The 16,972-nt window shown below is 63.5% G+C and carries 16 protein-coding genes; 4 read left to right on the top strand and 12 right to left on the bottom strand.

All coding sequences use genetic code 11. The features are described from left to right. Window positions 1–4: 4 nt before the first annotated feature. The 3 genes from ACZ1G0_RS12980 to ACZ1G0_RS12970 are packed head-to-tail and all read right to left on the bottom strand — an operon-like array spanning window position 5 to window position 1,767. Window positions 5–1,075 (bottom strand): 5-(carboxyamino)imidazole ribonucleotide synthase, encoded by a 1,071-nt coding sequence (locus ACZ1G0_RS12980; RefSeq protein ID WP_472737321.1) that lies wholly within the window; start codon window positions 1,073–1,075, stop codon window positions 5–7. Next, a complete protein-coding gene (gene purE, locus ACZ1G0_RS12975; RefSeq protein WP_472737818.1) occupies window positions 1,068–1,529 on the bottom strand; it encodes a 5-(carboxyamino)imidazole ribonucleotide mutase in 462 nt (153 codons plus the stop codon). The genes ACZ1G0_RS12980 and purE overlap by 8 nt, the downstream gene beginning before the upstream one ends. Window positions 1,530–1,569: 40 nt before the next feature. Next, window positions 1,570–1,767, bottom strand: coding sequence for a YdcH family protein (locus ACZ1G0_RS12970; RefSeq protein WP_472737817.1), 198 nt, complete (start codon window positions 1,765–1,767; stop codon window positions 1,570–1,572). A gap of 181 nt (window positions 1,768–1,948) precedes the next feature. Here ACZ1G0_RS12970 and ACZ1G0_RS12965 point away from each other — a divergent pair, with 181 nt between their 5' ends. Both ACZ1G0_RS12965 and ACZ1G0_RS12960 read left to right on the top strand, forming a co-directional pair. Further along, on the top strand, window positions 1,949–2,362 hold the full coding sequence (locus ACZ1G0_RS12965; RefSeq protein WP_472737320.1) for an Hsp20 family protein: 414 nt from the start codon (window positions 1,949–1,951) through the stop codon (window positions 2,360–2,362). Between the two features lie 3 nt (window positions 2,363–2,365). Then, complete coding sequence (locus tag ACZ1G0_RS12960) at window positions 2,366–2,593, top strand: DUF1150 family protein (RefSeq protein ID WP_472737319.1); 228 nt, start codon at window positions 2,366–2,368, stop codon at window positions 2,591–2,593. An 887-nt stretch (window positions 2,594–3,480) separates the two neighbouring features. Here the strand turns inward: ACZ1G0_RS12960 and ACZ1G0_RS12955 are convergent. Further along, entirely contained in the window at window positions 3,481–5,562 is a 2,082-nt protein-coding gene (locus ACZ1G0_RS12955) for a bifunctional sulfate adenylyltransferase/adenylylsulfate kinase (protein WP_472737318.1), read from the bottom strand. 205 nt (window positions 5,563–5,767) lie between these two features. After that, window positions 5,768–6,709, bottom strand: a complete 942-nt coding sequence (gene trxB, locus ACZ1G0_RS12950) for a thioredoxin-disulfide reductase (protein ID WP_472737317.1) — start codon at window positions 6,707–6,709, stop codon at window positions 5,768–5,770. Window positions 6,710–6,885: 176 nt separating this feature from the next. On the opposite strand from trxB, the gene ACZ1G0_RS12945 reads away from it, so the two are divergent. Further along, window positions 6,886–7,386 carry an Lrp/AsnC family transcriptional regulator gene (locus ACZ1G0_RS12945; RefSeq protein ID WP_472737316.1) on the top strand — a complete coding sequence of 167 codons (501 nt, stop codon included), beginning with the start codon at window positions 6,886–6,888 and terminating at the stop codon, window positions 7,384–7,386. Here ACZ1G0_RS12945 and ACZ1G0_RS12940 read toward each other — a convergent pair. Beyond that, a complete protein-coding gene (locus ACZ1G0_RS12940; protein ID WP_472737315.1) occupies window positions 7,383–8,132 on the bottom strand; it encodes a Hint domain-containing protein in 750 nt (249 codons plus the stop codon). The two genes, ACZ1G0_RS12945 and ACZ1G0_RS12940, sit on opposite strands and share 4 nt — an antisense overlap. 213 nt (window positions 8,133–8,345) lie before the next feature. Here ACZ1G0_RS12940 and ACZ1G0_RS12935 point away from each other — a divergent pair, with 213 nt between their 5' ends. Continuing rightward, window positions 8,346–10,394 (top strand): tetratricopeptide repeat-containing sulfotransferase family protein, encoded by a 2,049-nt coding sequence (locus ACZ1G0_RS12935; RefSeq protein ID WP_472737314.1) that lies wholly within the window; start codon window positions 8,346–8,348, stop codon window positions 10,392–10,394. Between the two features lie 37 nt (window positions 10,395–10,431). Here ACZ1G0_RS12935 and ACZ1G0_RS12930 read toward each other — a convergent pair whose 3' ends face one another. From ACZ1G0_RS12930 to ACZ1G0_RS12905, 6 genes are read right to left on the bottom strand one after another with little or no spacing between them, the layout of a single operon-like run. Then, window positions 10,432–11,358: a 2-hydroxyacid dehydrogenase gene (locus tag ACZ1G0_RS12930; RefSeq protein ID WP_472737313.1), complete on the bottom strand. Its 927-nt coding sequence runs from the start codon at window positions 11,356–11,358 to the stop codon at window positions 10,432–10,434. Then, entirely contained in the window at window positions 11,351–12,502 is a 1,152-nt protein-coding gene (gene rodA / locus ACZ1G0_RS12925) for a rod shape-determining protein RodA (RefSeq protein WP_472737312.1), read from the bottom strand. Before rodA ends, ACZ1G0_RS12930 begins: the two co-directional genes overlap by 8 nt. Then, window positions 12,499–14,439: a penicillin-binding protein 2 gene (gene mrdA / locus ACZ1G0_RS12920; protein ID WP_472737311.1), complete on the bottom strand. Its 1,941-nt coding sequence runs from the start codon at window positions 14,437–14,439 to the stop codon at window positions 12,499–12,501. Before mrdA ends, rodA begins: the two co-directional genes overlap by 4 nt. Beyond that, a complete protein-coding gene (locus ACZ1G0_RS12915) occupies window positions 14,436–14,966 on the bottom strand; it encodes a rod shape-determining protein MreD (protein WP_472737310.1) in 531 nt (176 codons plus the stop codon). The genes mrdA and ACZ1G0_RS12915 overlap by 4 nt, the downstream gene beginning before the upstream one ends. Window positions 14,967–14,970: 4 nt before the next feature. Further along, on the bottom strand, window positions 14,971–15,867 hold the full coding sequence (gene mreC / locus ACZ1G0_RS12910) for a rod shape-determining protein MreC (RefSeq protein ID WP_472737309.1): 897 nt from the start codon (window positions 15,865–15,867) through the stop codon (window positions 14,971–14,973). Between the two features lie 12 nt (window positions 15,868–15,879). After that, entirely contained in the window at window positions 15,880–16,920 is a 1,041-nt protein-coding gene (locus ACZ1G0_RS12905) for a rod shape-determining protein (protein WP_472737308.1), read from the bottom strand. Window positions 16,921–16,972 lie beyond the last annotated feature (52 nt).

The raw sequence follows: 16,972 nt of genomic DNA, 5'->3' as shown, positions 1-16,972 counted from the left end.
CGGGTTAGCCCCCGATGATCCGGTTCACGTGGCCCATCTTGCGGCCCGGCTTTGCCTCGGCCTTGCCGTACAGATGCACCTGCGTGTTTTTGGCGCGCAGGTGGTCGGACAGGTCCGCCACGTCATCGCCAATCAGGTTCAACATCTCCACGTCCGCGTAACGCTGTCCCTCGCCCAAGGGCAGGCCCGCCACGGCGCGGATATGCTGTTCGAATTGATCCACGGTGCAGCCCGCCTGCGTCCAGTGGCCGGAGTTGTGCACGCGCGGGGCAATCTCGTTCACGATCAGCCCACCCGGGGTCACGAACAATTCCACTCCCATGACGCCCACATACTCCAACTTTGTCAGGATGCGCCCGGCCAACAGGGCCGCGTCCATGCGGTGGGCCGCGGTCAGGGCGGCGGGCACGGTGGTGGTGTGCAGGATGCCGTCCCGGTGCACGTTCTGGCCGGGGTCATAACAGACCACCTCGCCGCTGATCCCGCGCGCGGCAATCACGCTGACCTCGCAGGTGAAATCGACGAAGCCTTCCAACACCGACGGGGCACCGTTCATGGCGGCCCATGCGCTGGCGATATCGACCTCGGCCTGCAAACGGGCCTGCCCCTTGCCGTCATAGCCAAAGCGCCGGGTCTTCAGGATTGCGGGCAGGCCAATGGCGGCCACGGCAGCGCGCAGGTCCGCTTCGCTGTCCACGGCGTGGTAGGGGGCAACCGACAGGCCCAGCCCGGTCAGAAAGTCCTTTTCCGTGATCCGGTCCTGACTGACCGCCAAGGCGGTGCGACCGGGGCGGATGGGGGCGTCGGCCTCGACGATATCAAGGGCGGCGGTGGGGATGTTCTCGAATTCATAGGTCACGACATCCACGGCGCTGGCAAAGGCGCGCAGGGCGTCGGCGTCGTCGTAGTCCGCCTTGAAATGATAATTGGCCACGTGGGACGCGGGGCAGTCGCCGCCCGGTTCGAATATGCAGGTCTTGTAGCCCAGACGGCTGGCCGCCACGGACAGCATCCGGCCCAATTGCCCGCCGCCCAAAATCCCGATGGTGGCCCCGGGCTGCAACGGATCACTCATCGACCGGCACCTCCGGGATCGAGGCGGACAGGGCCGCGCGCCAGGCATCCAACCGATCCGCCAGCGCCGCGTCCGACACGGCCAGGATCCCCGCCGCCATCAGCCCCGCATTGGCCGCCCCCGCCGCCCCGATGGCCATGGTGGCCACGGGAAACCCCTTGGGCATCTGCACGATGGAATAGAGCGAATCGACCCCCGACAGCGCCCGCGTCTGCACCGGGACGCCCACTACGGGGATACGGGTTTTCGACGCCATCATGCCCGGCAGATGGGCCGCGCCCCCGGCACCCGCGATGATCACCTTCAGGCCCCGGTCGGCGGCCGCGCGCCCATAGGACCAAAGGCGGTCCGGGGTGCGGTGGGCCGAGACGATGGCCGTCTCGTAGGCCACGCCCAATTCGTCCAGTATCACTGCGGCTTCTTTCATCGTGGGCCAATCCGACTGGCTGCCCATGATGATCCCAACGGGTGGTGTGGTCACGATGCGCGTTCCTTCAAGCGATGATGTCGGGGGTCAGCTCGTCCTCGATCTTGGCGATCTTGTCCTTGAGCATCAGTTTTTGTTTCTTGAACCGCTGGATCAGCAGCATGTCGCGCCCGGTTTCCTGCAACGCGCGGATAGCCTCGTCGAGGTCGCGGTGTTCCCGGCGCAGCACTTCCAACTGGACGCGCAGCACCTCTTCGTGGGTCATCTTGTCGGGGGCAGGGGGCACGTGCGTTGATCCTATGGCTCCGTTAGTCTTCGTTTTAGCCGCCTTTGGGGCCAGTGGCAAAGGGGCATTGCACGGCGTGGTTTCCGTTCCCATATTGGGGATGCGGGTGCCGCTGACGGGCCCGCGACCGCAGGATCGCTTTTTCAAAGGACCGCGCCGTATGAGCAAACTGACACTCGCCACGCATCCCTTCTTGCTGGGATTTGACGAACTGGAGCGGCTGGTGGAACGCACCGCCAAATCCGGGAACGAGGGGTATCCCCCCTACAACATCGAACAAACCTCCGACAATGCGTTTCGGATCACGCTGGCCGTGGCCGGCTTTGCCGAGGCGGACCTGTCCATCACCATCGAGGACAAGCAGCTGGTGATCCGGGGCCGCCAGTCCGACGACGCGGCGGACCGGGTGTTCCTGCACCGTGGCATCGCCGCGCGCCAGTTCCAGCGCAGCTTTGTGCTGGCCGACGGGGTCGAGGTGGAGGGGGCGACCATGGAAAACGGCCTTTTGCACGTGGACCTGAAACGCGCCGTCCCCGACAGCGTTGTCCAAACAATCCAGATCAAGAAAGGGTAGCCGATGAATATGCCAAGCAGTGACAGCCCCAAGGTCGCAACACCGATTGTCTATGTCCGCAGCGTCGAGGTCGCAGACCTGCCCGAGGCCCTGCGCGCCGAGGCCCAAGGCCTGGAGCATCTGTACGCCGTGCACCGCCCCGATGGGGAACAGCTGGCCCTGGTCAAGGACCGGGCGCTGGCCTTTGTGCTGGCCCGCCAGAACGACCTGGAACCTGTCAGCGTGCACTGACCTATCCGGGTCAGAGCGTATCGTCTCGCAAAACGCGGGCGATGCGCCCGTGCAAATCCGCGTAATGCACCGCCGCCCCCGCGCCGCGCGCAGTTTTGGCAACAGGCGGGCGTATAGGTCCGCGTCGCACCGCCGGATCGCCGCCTGGATCGCTTGCGCGTCGTCACACAGCACCATGCCCGAGGTGTCGATGTAGTCCCCGATATTCGGGCACCCCCAATAGATCGGGACCGTTTCGCACAGGATCGCGTCGATCAGCTTTTCCGTGAAATAATGCGGCTCCCGCACGTTTTCGATAATGACCGAGAACCGATAGGGCGCCAGCCCGTCCGCCTTGTCCGCAAAAGGTTCGTAGCCTCCGCCCAGCACGTCCGCCGGTATATCCCGGCCCCGCAGCCAATCCGCGATCTCGTGGCGCAACTTGTGCCCATCCGTCTTGCGCCGGGCCGATGCGATCAACGACAGGTTCCGGTCCTTGGGGGGGACGGGCGTGTCCACGGGCACCCAGCTTGTCCCGAAGGGCATGAACAGGGCGTTGGGATAGCGGTCGGCATAGCCATGATGGTAGCAGATCACCCGGTGAAACCGCCGATGGGTCGCCCGCAACAGGGTCAGGTGACGCTGGTGAATGGCCGCCGGTTCCATCACGACAATCGACACCTTGGCGCGCGTGCCAAAGCCGCGCGTGTAATGCAGCTGCGCCGAGGGGTAGGTGACAAGGTGGTCCTGCGGCCCCAGATCCGCCAGCGTGCCCCCGCGCAACCGATCCGGGCACCCCAGTGGCCACGTCACCTGCGACAGCGCCAAAGAGGCGCTGCCGGGCGACAACTTGTGCCCATAGGGCACGATACCGATGGCAGGATCCGTCACAGCGCCTCCGAAACCGCCTATTTGGCGGAAATCAGGCCCATGCTCTCCAGTTTCAGCAACACCTGTTGGGCGCAGTTATCCACTTCAAACCCTTCGGTGTCCACGACCAACTCTGCGTTGGTGGGGGCCTCGTAGGGGTCGGAAATGCCTGTGAACTCCTTGATCTTGCCTTCGCGGGCCAGCTTGTACAGCCCCTTGCGGTCGCGGCGCTCGCATTCTTCCAGGGACGTGGCCACGTGCACTTCGACAAAGGCACCGAACTGCTCGATGTCCTCGCGCACGGCGCGGCGGGTGGCGGTGTAGGGCGCGATGGGGGCACAGATCGCAATGCCGCCGTTCTTGGTGATCTCGGACGCGACATAGCCGATGCGGCGGATGTTCAGGTCCCGGTGTTCCTTGCTGAACCCCAGTTCGGAACTGAGGTTCTTGCGCACCACATCCCCGTCCAGCAGGGTCACGGGACGCCCGCCCATTTCCATCAGCTTGACCATCATGGCGTTGGCGATGGTGGATTTGCCGGACCCGGACAGGCCCGTGAAAAACACCGTAAAGCCCTGTTGCGACCGGGGCGGCGAGGTGCGGCGCAATTCCTGCACCACCTCTGGGAACGAGAACCACTCGGGGATTTCCAGCCCCTCGCGCAGGCGGCGGCGCAATTCCGTGCCCGAGATATTCAGGACGGTGACACTGTCGCGATCCGTAATCTCGTCCGCGGGTTCGTATTGGGCGCGTTCCTGCACATAGACCATATGTTTGAAATCGACCATTTCGATGCCCATTTCGTCCTGATGCTGGCGGAACAGGTCTTGGGCATCATAGGGGCCGTAGAAATCCTCACCGGCAGAATTCTTGCCGGGGCCTGCGTGATCCCGCCCCACGATGAAATGGGTGCAGCCGTGGTTGGCGCGGATCAGGCCGTGCCACACAGCCTCGCGCGGGCCGGCCATGCGCATGGCAAGGTTCAGCAGCGACATGGAGGTGGTGGCGGCAGGATACTTGTCCAGCACCGCCTCGTAACAGCGCACGCGGGTGAAATGGTCTACGTCGCCGGGTTTGGTCATGCCCACCACGGGATGGATCAGCAGGTTGGCCTGCGCCTCGCGCGCCGCGCGGAACGTCAGTTCCTGATGCGCCCGGTGCAAGGGGTTGCGGGTCTGGAACGCCACGATCCGACGCCAGCCCAGCTTGCGGAAATAGGCGCGCATCTCGTTGGGCGTGTCGCGGCGGGCGCGGAAATCATAGTGGATCGGTTGCTGGATCCCGGTGATGGCCCCGCCCAGATAAATCTCGCCTGCGGTGTTGTGCAGGTAGTTCACCGCCGGGTGGGCCAGATCGTCGGCGCCAAAGACCTTTTCCGCCTCGCGCGATTTGTTCGGCGTGTACTTGTCGCTGATCGACAGGATCGCAAGGATCACCCCCTCGGCATCGCGCAGGGCGATGTCCTGTCCCGGCTCGACCGTGTCGGCAAAGCCCGCGTTCACGTCCAGCGTGATGGGCATGGGCCACAGGGTGCCGTCGGCCAGACGCATGGTGTCCACGACGCTTTCGTAATCCGCCTGCCCCAGAAACCCCTTGAGCGGGTTGAACCCGCCGTTCATCAGCAGTTCCAGATCGCAGATCTGGCGCGGGGTCAGGTCCCAGCTGGGCAGATCGGCGGCCTCCACCTTCAGCTTTTGCGCACTGTCGTAAGAGACATAGAGTTCGGGGATCGGGGTCAGGTTGTTTTGCATCAGGCTGTTCCTTGAGGCGGAGAGGGCGAGTGCGGCGGAGGTCCCCGTCAACTCGGCATGGAGAGATTGATATTCGGTGAATTTACGCGCCAAGAAGGCGTCAATAAGGCGGTTCTTTTCCGCAGCCCCCTTGGGGGTCAGCGTATAGGCGAACCGCTGGCGTTTGTCGGGGCCCGCGCGGTGGGTGATCGTGATCAGCCCGGCATCTGTGGCGGATTTCAGCAGCGCATTCAGACGCCCCAGGGACACACCAATGGCCGCCGCCGTCGCGCGCTGTGCAGCCTCGGGTGCGCGGTCCAACTGCCGCAACAGGCGAAACAGCAGATCCTCTTCCTCGGTGGATTGGGGATGGGGCGCAGATGTGTTCATGACTGAACGCATAGCACGAGTGGTGTGTTCATCAATGAACAAATGCGAGCAGCACGGCATCAGGCTCGAACTGTTGCCGTTGGGTTACGGATTTTGGGTGTGGGCTATGGCGCGAAAAGGGGGCGCACTCGGCGACCTGCTGGGAAACGTGCACGGGTTTGCGCCGACCCGTGCGCAAACATGCACGAGTCCGCGCGGGTCGATTCTAGGGGTTTTCGGCCAAAAACCGCTCCGCCTCCAACGCGGCCATGCAGCCCATGCCAGCGCTGGTCACAGCCTGACGATAGATGTGGTCAGTGATATCGCCCGCCGCAAACACCCCCGGGATCGCGGTCGCGGTGCTGTCTGGTTTGGTCACGACATAGCCGCCCATGTGGGTTTCCAGCTGATCCTTGACCAAGGCGTTGGCAGGGGCGTGACCGATGGCCACAAAGAACCCTTTGCAGGGAATTTCCGTTATTTCCCCGGTGCTTACGTGTTTGGCCCGCACAGCCTCGACGCCCAGAGGGGCCTCGGTGCCGGTCACTTCGTCGATTTCGTGGTTCCACAGAACCTCGACCTTGGGATGCTTGAATAGCCGGTCTTGCAGGATTTTTTCGGCGCGCAGGCTGTCGCGGCGGTGCACAAGAGTGACCTTGCTGGCGAAGTTGGTCAGGAACAGCGCCTCCTCCACAGCCGTATTGCCGCCGCCCACAACCACGATGTCTTGGCCGCGATAAAAGAAGCCGTCGCAGGTCGCACAAGCCGATACGCCGAAGCCTTTGAACTTTTCCTCCGACGGCAGGCCCAGCCACTTGGCCTGTGCGCCGGTGGCCAAAATCACTGCATCGGCGGTATATGTTGTGCCGCTGTCGCCCTCGGCCACAAAGGGTCGTGTGGACAGGTTCAGGGCGTTGATGTGATCGCTGATGATTTCAGTCCCGGCGGCCTTGGCGTGGGCCTCCATGTTGATCATCAGATCGGGGCCCTGAATTTCCGTCTCGCCGGGCCAGTTTTCCACCTCGGTGGTGATGGTCAACTGCCCGCCCGGCTGGATGCCTTGCACCAAAACAGGCTCCAACATGGCGCGCGACGCATAGACCCCCGCCGTATAGCCCGCAGGGCCAGAGCCAATGATCAAAACGCGGGTGTGGCGGGTGTCAGACATCGTACTCTCCGTGGCGGTTGTGCGCTTGATATAGGCTGCACGGACGCAGGAAGGAAGAGGGGGTGAACTCCTGTCATGGGCGGAAAAAGTGGTGTTTTGTTGCGCGACGTTGAAACATTATTGCGCACATGGCTGCGTCCTTGTAAGAACTGACCAGCGAGAGGGAGGATCGGACCTTGCCACAATCGAAACTCGACCCCATTGATCGGATGATTCTAGCCGAGCTGCAATCGGATGGCCGCATGACCAATGTGGAGCTGGCCAAGCGGGTCGGGATCAGTGCGCCGCCTTGTCTGCGCCGCGTCCGCACGCTGGAAGAGGCGGGCTATATCCGCGGCTATCACGCGGATGTGGACGCACGTTCCCTTGGGTTCGAGGTGCAGGTGTTCGCCATGGTCGGGCTGCACAGTCAGGCCGAGGTGGACCTGTCTGCCTTCGAAGACAAATGCGCAGGCTGGCCGTTGGTCCGCGAGTGTCACATGCTGAACGGTGAAATTGACTTTATTCTCAAGTGTGTAGCCCCCGATCTGTCGACCTTCCAAAGCTTTCTGACCAGCGACCTGACCTCTGCCGATAATGTGGCCAGCGTCAAGACATCGCTGGTGATCCGGGGGGCCAAGGACGAACCCGGCGTCCCCTTCGAGGTGCTGGAAGCGCGTCTGGCCGAAGAGGCCTAGAACAGCTCCAACGACCGGGCCTCGGTCACGGACAGGTGCAAAATGCGCTGCGGGCCAAATCCATCGGCAGGTGCGATGTGCGGGAACATGCGGGACATATCGCGCAGCATGTCATCGTTCAAAAACTGCATCGTGTTGCGCCCGGGGTGATAGCTTTCCACGGGCATCCCGTTGGCGAGGATCACCTCTTGCCCCTCGAACGCGAGGTTGAAAACGGTGATCTCGCCCGCCGGGGTGATGCGTGTGACGTTGAAGCTGTCCTCGAATGCGGTGATCGGCGCAAACGCTTGATCTTGCCCGATAAGTTTGCGGCAGCCGGGGGTGCGGATCAGAACAGCGGCGTTGGCCCCAAGGACCAGATCCTGTGCAGGTGCACCGTATCCGAACGCCCCGCCCGAAACACGGTAAAGCGGTGCGCGCCCCATCTTATCCCGTCCTTCGGCCAAGGTGCGCGATCCGATCCAATGGATGCGCACAACCTCGCCCTGCATGTTCAAAACTTCGGACCCGGGGATCAAATCCTCGATGGCCGTGGCACCTGCTGGGGTTGCGATCAGGGCGCCCCGGGCAATGCTGGATACCGCAGCCTCGGTCGCGCGTGAGACGGGCAGCATGCGGGTTTGCCATTCCGGATGGCCGTGCATGTTCAGCCAAGCCAGATCAAACGCCGCACGGGGCCGCGTGTCTGCACCGGGTTTGGGCGCGTGCAAAGGTGTCGAAGGCACAGGGCGAAAAGCCGTGGTCATAATGTAATCCCAAGGTCACGGCCCCCACCGTACTTGGACAATATCCGCTAACCAACGGGATTCGCTCAAGGATGCGAAACGGAAACAATGGGTTTCCGGGGTAAACATGCGATATGGCGGGGATTGTTTCGTGATCCGACAAAGTGCGCCGCAATGGCAGACCGATTAAGGCCGTGGTATGGCGTGCCGTGACACGAATACATCAGGTGACCCATGACACTGCTGACGCCACAACAGATCAAGGCGCGTTTCGAGACCGGACGCGCCGCGCTGGATGGGGGAAAACCCCTGCTGGCAGAGGCCGCGTTGCGGGCTGTTCTGTCCGCGCAACCCGGTTTGGCAGAGGCGCAGTTTCAAATGGGACGCGCCATGGCCGCACTTGGGCAGTTGCACGAGGCGCAGGGCTATTTCGAACAGGCCAGCGCCACCCACCCCCGCGAAATGGCGATCTGGGTGGAACGGGCGATTTTGGCGGCGCGTCTGGGCGGGGCAGGTGCCGTAAAGCAGATCAGTCGGGCTGCGAGGTCTGCCGGGCTGCCAGCGACCGCTGCCACGACTTTGGGCACCCTTGCGCAGGGTAAGGGCCTGAAAGCCAGCACCTTGGGCGGCGCCAAACCGGGGGACGTCAAAGCAAGTGTCGGCAACGTGGCGCGGCTGTCCCAACTGGCCAAGGCCCATCCAAAGGGCGCGGTCCTTTGGGGCCTGTTGGCGGATGGGCTGCGGGCGAAGGGTGCGCCCCTCAGGTCCGTGGCGGAGGCGCTTTCAAAGGGTTGCGCGGCGGAACCGCTGGCCACGGATCTGCGCTTGCAACTGGCCCAGACACTGGATGCGGCCGGTCAAGGCGCATTGGCCCTGAAACACGCGCGACAGGCCGCGCATGTGGCACCTTTGTCGGTTGCCGCACACAGCCTGCTGGCGCGCATTGCCCTGAAGGCCGGTCTGGCCGACCGCGCTCGGGTCGCGATTGATGCCGCCTTGGCACTTTCGCCCAAGTCTGCCGATGTGCGCAGTCTGGCCGCGCGCGTTGCCATGGCGAACGGCCTGCCCAAAACGGCTTTGGAACATCTGGACTATCTGTCCACAGGCGAGGAACTGCCTTTGCGGGCTGCTGCGCTGGCCTCTGCCCACCGCGATGCGGAGGCGTTGGCGGTCTATGACCAGATGCTGGCGGATGATCCCGATGATATTCGGGCGGCAACGCTGCGCGCACAACTGTTACAATCCATGGGCGAGAAGGCCGCCGCCGAGGCCGCCTTGCGCGCCCTGACTGCCGCGCACCCCAAGGCGGGGCTGGCTTGGCGCGCGCTGGCCTATGGCACCAAGTTGGCGGTGGGCGATCCGGCCACGGATCAGATGGAGGGCGTGCTGTCGGACGCGACCTTGCCCGCTTCCGACCGTCGGCTCATCCACTACGCCATGGCGCGCGTGGTGCAAGATACGGATCGGGAATTCCCCCACCTGCACGCCGCAAACGCGGCCATGGCCGAGGCGTTTCCCTTTGATCACGCAGTGGATCAGACAGCGGCGCAGCGGGTTATGGGGCCGGTGACCGCAGGGCTTGTGGGTCAGCCGGACAGTGACAGCGCCGCGCGCCCGATCTTTGTCACGGGCCTGCCCCGGTCGGGTACCACCCTGGTGGAACAGATCCTTGCCGCGCATCCGGAGGTCACCGCGGGCGGCGAGCTGGGGGCGCTGACCTCGGTTCTGGACGCTGTGCAAGACGTTCTGGCCGAAGGGTTGGCGACCGATCTGTCGCCCTTGTCCGCCCGCTACGTTGCGAGCGTGGCGGAGCGGATCAACACCAACGGCCCCTTCACAGACAAATCCATCCACACCTTTGTGCATATCGGGGTGGTGCGAAAACTGTTTCCAAAGGGACGGATTGTGGTGGTGCACCGGGATCCGCGCGACACGGGCCTGTCGATCTACCGCAATCAGTTTGCGGACGGCATGCACCGCTACGCCAGCGACCTGCGCACGATTGGACAGCATATCGGATTGTTCCACCGGATGATCGAACACTGGCGCGAACAGTGCCCGGACGCATTTTTCGAAATCAGCTACGAGGATATTCTGGCCGATGCCGAAGGGCAAAGCCGCGCGTTGATCGATGCCTGCGGATTGTCATGGGATCCGGCCTGTTTGGCGTTTCATAAGGCGACGCGGCGGGTAGATACATTGTCGTTCGCGCAGGTCCGCCAGCCGCTGTACCAAAGTTCAAAGGGGGCTGGCGCGCCCATGCCGATGCGCTTGCTCCCCTGATTGCGGAGCTTGAGGCGCAGGGCGTGCCCTTGGACGACTAGCGGTCGGCGCGATCCACGACGTGAAGCAAAGGCTGCCCGGCCTCGAACCGCGCGATGTTGTCAGCGATGGTTCGACTGGCCGAGGAGGCGCGGGTCTCGGACGCGATATGCGGCGTCACGGTGACCTTTGGATGCGTCCAGTACGGATGGTCTTGGGGCAGGGGCTCTGTGCGGAAGGTGTCCAAGGTGGCCTGCGCAACCTGTCCACTGTCCAATGCGGCCAACAGGGCCGCGTCGTCGATCAACACACCGCGCCCGGGGTTCAGGATCACAGTACCTCGGGGCAGTTTTGCAAGGCGGTCTGCGTTTAGGAAATCATGGGTGCTGCTGGCGTGGGGCATCAAAAGGACGGTGATTTCGCCATGGGCAAGGGCCTGATCCAATTGATCCGGCCCTGCAAGGCAGGTCACGCCGGGGATGGATTTTTGACTGCGGCTCCACCCTGTGACGTCGAAATTCAGAGCGGACAAAGCCTGTGCACAGGCACCGCCCAAGGTGCCGAGGCCCAGCACCGCGACCCTGCGGTCGCGGGCCAGCGGTGGAGCGCTTGGGGACCAGTCATGGGCCGGGTTCACGATATGGGCGTCCATCCCAAGGTGGTGGCGCAGCACGTGTCCCACGACCCATTCCACCATCCCCTCGGTCAGGCCCTCGTCCACCATTCGACATAGAGGTGCCGTGAGGGTGTCATTGCCGATCACCGCCTCGACCCCGGCCCACAGGTTTAGCACGGCCTTGAGGCGCGTGTAGGGGGTGAAGTCCTGCACGGTCGAATTCGGCGCGTAGACGATGTAATCCACCTGATCCGGGGGCATGTCCGTGGCCACGGTTGCATCCACCCTGGCGTCGGACAGGGCCTTTGTCAGCGGCGCCTCGTATTCGTCCCAACGGGGGCTCTTTGCGGCGAAAAGGACGTTAACCATTGCGTTGCCTCGGGCGGTGGATGTGGGCGGATTGAACAAGGCCGAAGGCGATGCACAGCACCAGCATGGCCGAGCCGCCGTAGCTGACAAGGGGCAAGGGGACGCCCACCACGGGTGCCAGCCCCATCACCATGGACATGTTTACGGCGAAGAACAGAAAGAAGGTGACCGCCACCCCCAGCGTGACGAGCGAGGCGAAGCGATCCTTGTTGCGAATGGCCGAGGCGACGCAGAACAGGATGATAAGAACATAGAGGGCCAGCAGGGACACGCCGCCGATCAAACCGAACTCTTCAGCGAGGGAGGTGAAGATAAAATCCGTATGCTTTTCAGGCAGGAAATTCAGGCGGGACTGGGTGCCCTGCATGTAGCCGCGCCCGGTAAAGCCCCCGGACCCAAGGGCGATCTTGGACTGTGTGATGTGATAGCCCGCGCCCAAGGGGTCGCTTTCTGGGTTCAGAAAGGTGTCGATCCGCCGGTACTGGTAGTCTTTCAACAGCTGCCACGTCTCGCCGCGTGATTGCATGACGGCGGTGACAGTGCCCACACCGGCGGCGATGACGGTCGCAAAGTAGGCCCAGTGCAGCCCCGCCAGAAACAGGATCGACGCGCCGCCTGTCAGCAACAGGATCGCCGTGCCAAGGTCCGGTTGGCGGAGGGTCAGGACCACTGGGATCAGGATAATGACCAGCGGGATGGCGACCCAGACGGGGCGAGACGTGCGTTCAGGGGGCAGCCAGTCGTAGTAGGCGGCAAGGATCATCACCAGGGTGACCTTGGTCAGCTCGGACGGTTGCAGGCGCATGAAGCCAAGGTCGATCCAACGTTGCGCGCCTTTGCCGACCTCGCCAAAGAACTCCACGACCAGCAGCAGCACGATCGAGATTGCGAACAACAAGGCCGAGGTGTTGCGCCAGATGTAGATCGGGACCATCGCGACAAACAGCATCAGGGCGACGCCAAGGCCAAAGCGTTTCATCTGCGCCTCGGCCCAAGGGGTCCAACTGCCCCCTGCGACGGAATACAGCTGCAACACGCCGATCCCCACGACAGCCGCGACCAACAGCAGCAGCCCCCAGTTGAAGTACAGCAGCTTGCGTGGCCCTGCGGGTACGTAAGGGGTGTTGTATTCCAGATAGCTCATGCGCGGGACCGGGTCGGCGCAGTCGCCTCTGGCGGGCGCAGGGGCAGGCTTTCCTGCATTTCCCGGATCGCCCGGCGCTGGCTGGAGGGGTAGGCCTCCAACGGGGGCAGTTCACCGTAGAGGGCCTGCAACATGATATCCCGCGCGACGGGGGCTGCGGCAGAGGACCCGCCGCCGCCATGCTCTATTACAACGGCCACGGCGTACTTGGGGTTGTCGAAAGGCGCAAAGCCCACGTAAAGCGCATGGTCGCGCAGCCGCCACGGCAGGTCCTCGTTCCTGCGGATGCTGCCTGCCGCGCGTTCGCTGTCAAAGTTGCGCACTTGGCTGGTGCCGGTTTTTCCCGCCCAGCGGTTGTCGGGGTCCTCGATCCGGCTGCCGCGTGCAGTGCCGCGCCGCCCATTATTCACGTCATACATCGCCTCGCGCACGGCGCGCAGGTGGTCGGCGTTGATATCCAGCGCCTCCCCGATGCCGGACGGTGTTTCGACACCGTCGATGCTTTTGATCATGCGCGGTGTCACGTTGCGGCCAGTCGCCAGCCGCGCGGTCATCACCGCCAATTGCATGGGCGAGGTCAGAACGAACCCCTGCCCGATCGAGGCGTTGAGCGTATCGCCGATCACCCAAGGCTCGCCTCGGTTGCGTTCCTTCCAATCGCGATCCGGCATCAGACCGGACGAGATCGAGGTCATGGCAACCGGGTGCGCCTCGCCCAGCCCGAGACGCCGTGCCATGTTCGCAATCTTCTCGATCCCGATACGCTGGCAGATGTCGTAGTAGTAGACGTCGCAGCTTTCCACGAGGGACTTCTTGAAATCCACGGGTCCATGGCCCCGCCGGGACCAACAGTGGAAGCGCCGCCCGCCGACCTCCAGATGGCCGGGGCAGCGGATGCTTTCGCCTGTGCTGATCGCCTCCTCCTCCAGCGCGGCAAGGGCCGTGATCATCTTGAAGGTCGAGCCGGGGGGATAAAGGCCCTGCACGATCTTGTTGTGCAAGGGGCGGTGATCGTTTTCGCGCAGCACGTCGAAATCGGTCTGACTGATGCCTTGGACAAAGAGGTTCGGATCGAAGGACGGCGACGACACCGCCGCTTTGACATCCCCGTCCGCCAGATCAATCACCACGGCAGAGGCGCTTTCCTCCCCCAGTCGGGCCTGGATGAAATTCTGCAACTGCGCGTCGATGGACAGCTGCACGCGGGCGCCGGGCTGGCCTTCCTCGCGGTCCAACTCGCGCATGACCCGGCCCACGGCGTTGACCTCGATCCGGCGGACACCGGCCTTGCCGCGCAGGGTGTGTTCCAGCCGACGCTCTGCGCCGAACTTACCGATCTTGAAATCGGGAAGCTCCAGCAGCGGGTCCTGATCTTCTTCGTTTTCCAGGTCGCGGTCACTGACGCGGCCCACGTAGCCCAGGGTGTGGGCAAAATCTTGGCCCAAGGGATAGTAGCGGCTCAGCCCCACCTCCGGCGCGACACCGGGCAGCACCGGGGCGTTCACGGCCACGGCGGCCAGCTGTTCGCGGGTCAGGCGTTCGGCCAGCATAACCTGCACGTAAGGACGGCGGCGCATTTCACGCAAGGCCCGTTCGATCCGAGCGGGGTCAAGCGGGATCAGTTGTTCCAACTTGGCCAGAACCGGTTCGGGATCGCCTGCCTCGGCCCGGACCATGGTGACGCGGAAGTTTTCCTCGTTTCCTGCCAAAAGACGGCCCGCGCGGTCGAACACCTCGCCCCGCGCAGGGGCCAACAGGCGCAGATCAATGCGGTTTTCCTCGGCCAACAGGCGGAATTGATCCGCCTGATCCACCTGCAGATGGTGCATCCGCGCGGTCAGAAGTCCGGCAAACCCGACCTGCAATCCGCCCACCACAAGGGCGCGCCGGGTCATCTTGCGGTGGCCCTCGCCCCCATCTGTTTGCGGCCGCCTCATGCACGTGTTCCTAGGCTGTCCATTTCACCCGGTTGCAGGCGGCGCACGCCAAAGACGACATGGGACACCAGAACCACCCCGGGATAAAACAGCAGTGTCATACCTACATGCAAGGCATAGGCCCCAAAAGGGCTTGGATCGGCAAGAAGCAGGACGGTCGCGATGCGTTCTACCACGAACACGCCGATGATTGCAGGTACCGCGATCCCCGCCTCGGCCGAAGGGGTCAGGCTGACTGTATGGTGCACGGACCTGCGCAAGACCTCTGCCAACAGCAAAAGGATCAGCGTTGACAGGCCAAGCGGCTTGTTCAACAGCGCGTCGGTTAGCAGCCCGGTAATCACGATCACACCCATCGGCAGGTAGTCTGGGCGCCGCAGGACCCATGCGATAACCAACGCGGTGAACAGATCCGGCCCCGGTATGCGCCCGCCAAACGCGCCCAGTGGCAGAAGTTTCAAAAAGATGAATACCAGCGCCAGGATCACGAAAAGGGCACGGAAGGTCCACAGTTTGCGGGTGTCCACGGCCCTAGCCTCCTTCGGTCTCGGTGACTTCGGGAAGGGGTGCTTGGGGCGGCGCGATCAGAGTGCCGGGGCTGTCGATCCGCTCGACCCCGTGGGACCGCAGCACGCGCAGAAATTCCAGCCGGCCCATGTCGGCTGCAAGACGGACGCGCCAGCGCCGATCCGGCCCTTGCACAAGCTGACCCACCAGCAGATCGGGCGGGAAGATCCCGCCGTCGCCGGAGGTGACGATTCGATCCCCGGGGCGGATATCAATGGACCGCTCGATGAATTCCATGGTGGGCATGGCCGTTGTATCCCCCGCAAGGATCGCCTGCGCCCCCGAAGGTTGGATCGTGACCGGGATACGAGAGTTCGCGTCCGTCACAAGGATCACGCGCGACGTCGTATCCCCAACCCCCGAAATCCGGCCCACCACGCCAAGACCGTCAATTGCGGCCCAACCGTCCATTATGCCGTCATCTGCCCCGATGTTCAGCAGAACAGACCGGCGAAACGGGCTGCCCGCATCGGTCAGAACCACGCCGCCCACGTAGGTCAGGCTTGGGGACAGCTGCATGTTGTTGAGGTCCAAAAGGCGGGCGTTTTCCTGTTCCAGCTGCGTTGCGGCCTCGCGCCATGCCTTCATTTCCTGCAATTCGCGCCGCAGTTCCTGATTTTGCTCATAGACCCGGGCGTAGCCTTGGAAATCGTCCAACATGCGGCCCGCTTGGGTGACGGGAGCCAAGGCCCAGCTCATATTCGGGACCACCGCATCCACGATCTGCGCGCGCAGGCGTTCGGCGCGGGGGTTGTCAATGCGCCAAAGCAGGATCAGACCAAGCAGCAAAATAACCAGCACCGCCAAAAGCAGGCGGCGCAGGGGACGTTGGTACAGGTCTTGGTCGGTCGCTCTGGCCATCCAGCCCTCGCGTTAACTGTCGTAGTCGATCACGTGCATCAGCTGTTTTTCGTACTCTAGCGCCTTGCCCGTGCCCAAAGCCACACAGTTCAGGCTTTCGTCCGCGACCGAGATCGCAAGGCCGGTCTGTTCGCGCAAAGCCAGGTCCAACTCGCCCAGCAGCGCACCGCCACCGGTCAGCATGACCCCGCGGTCCACGATATCGGCTGCCAGATCGGGCGGCGTGGATTCCAGCGCCTGCATCACAGCCTCGCAGATTTGCTGGACGGGTTCGGCCAACGCCTCGGCCACCTGGGCTTGGGTGATTTCTGTTTCCTTGGGCACACCGTTCAACAGGTCACGGCCCCGGATCGTCATGGAGGCCCCGCGTCCATCGTCGGGCATCCGTGCCGTCCCGATGGAGGTTTTGATGCGCTCTGCTGTCGCCTCGCCCACCAGCAAGTTCTGATGGCGGCGCAGGTAGCTGATGAGTGCTTCGTCCATGCGGTCCCCACCCACGCGGACAGAGCGTGCGTAGACGATGTCACCCAAGGATAGCACCGCAACCTCCGTGGTGCCGCCGCCGATGTCCACAACCATGGAGCCCGTGGGGTCCGTGATCGGCATACCGGCCCCGATGGCCGCTGCGATGGGTTCGGCAATCAGACCGGCCTTGCGCGCGCCGGCCCCTAGAACCGACTGGCGGATGGCGCGTTTTTCCACGGGTGTCGCGCCGTGGGGCACACAGACAATGATCTTGGGCTTGGTGAATGTCGTGCGTTTGTGAACCTTGCGGATGAACTGCTTGATCATCTCTTCTGCGGTGTCGAAATCTGCAATCACACCGTCGCGCATGGGGCGGATCGCCTCGATGGTGCCGGGGGTCCGGCCCAGCATCAGCTTGGCATCCTCACCCACGGCCATAACCTCTTTGCGGCCGCCCTTGGTGTGATAGGCCACAACGGAGGGTTCGTTCAGGATAATGCCCTTACCCTTGACGTAGACCAGCGTGTTCGCCGTGCCGAGGTCGATTGCCATGTCTGACGAAAACAAGCTGCTTAAACCAAAAACCATCCGTGGTCACCTTCACTGTGCCCGCGCGACTCCACTCGTCACGCTGTGGCGC

The organism is Thalassobacter sp. HA4-2 (genome assembly GCF_055693705.1).
The sequence above is the reverse complement of the archived record's forward strand: the minus strand, read 5'-3'. Positions and strand labels throughout refer to the sequence as shown.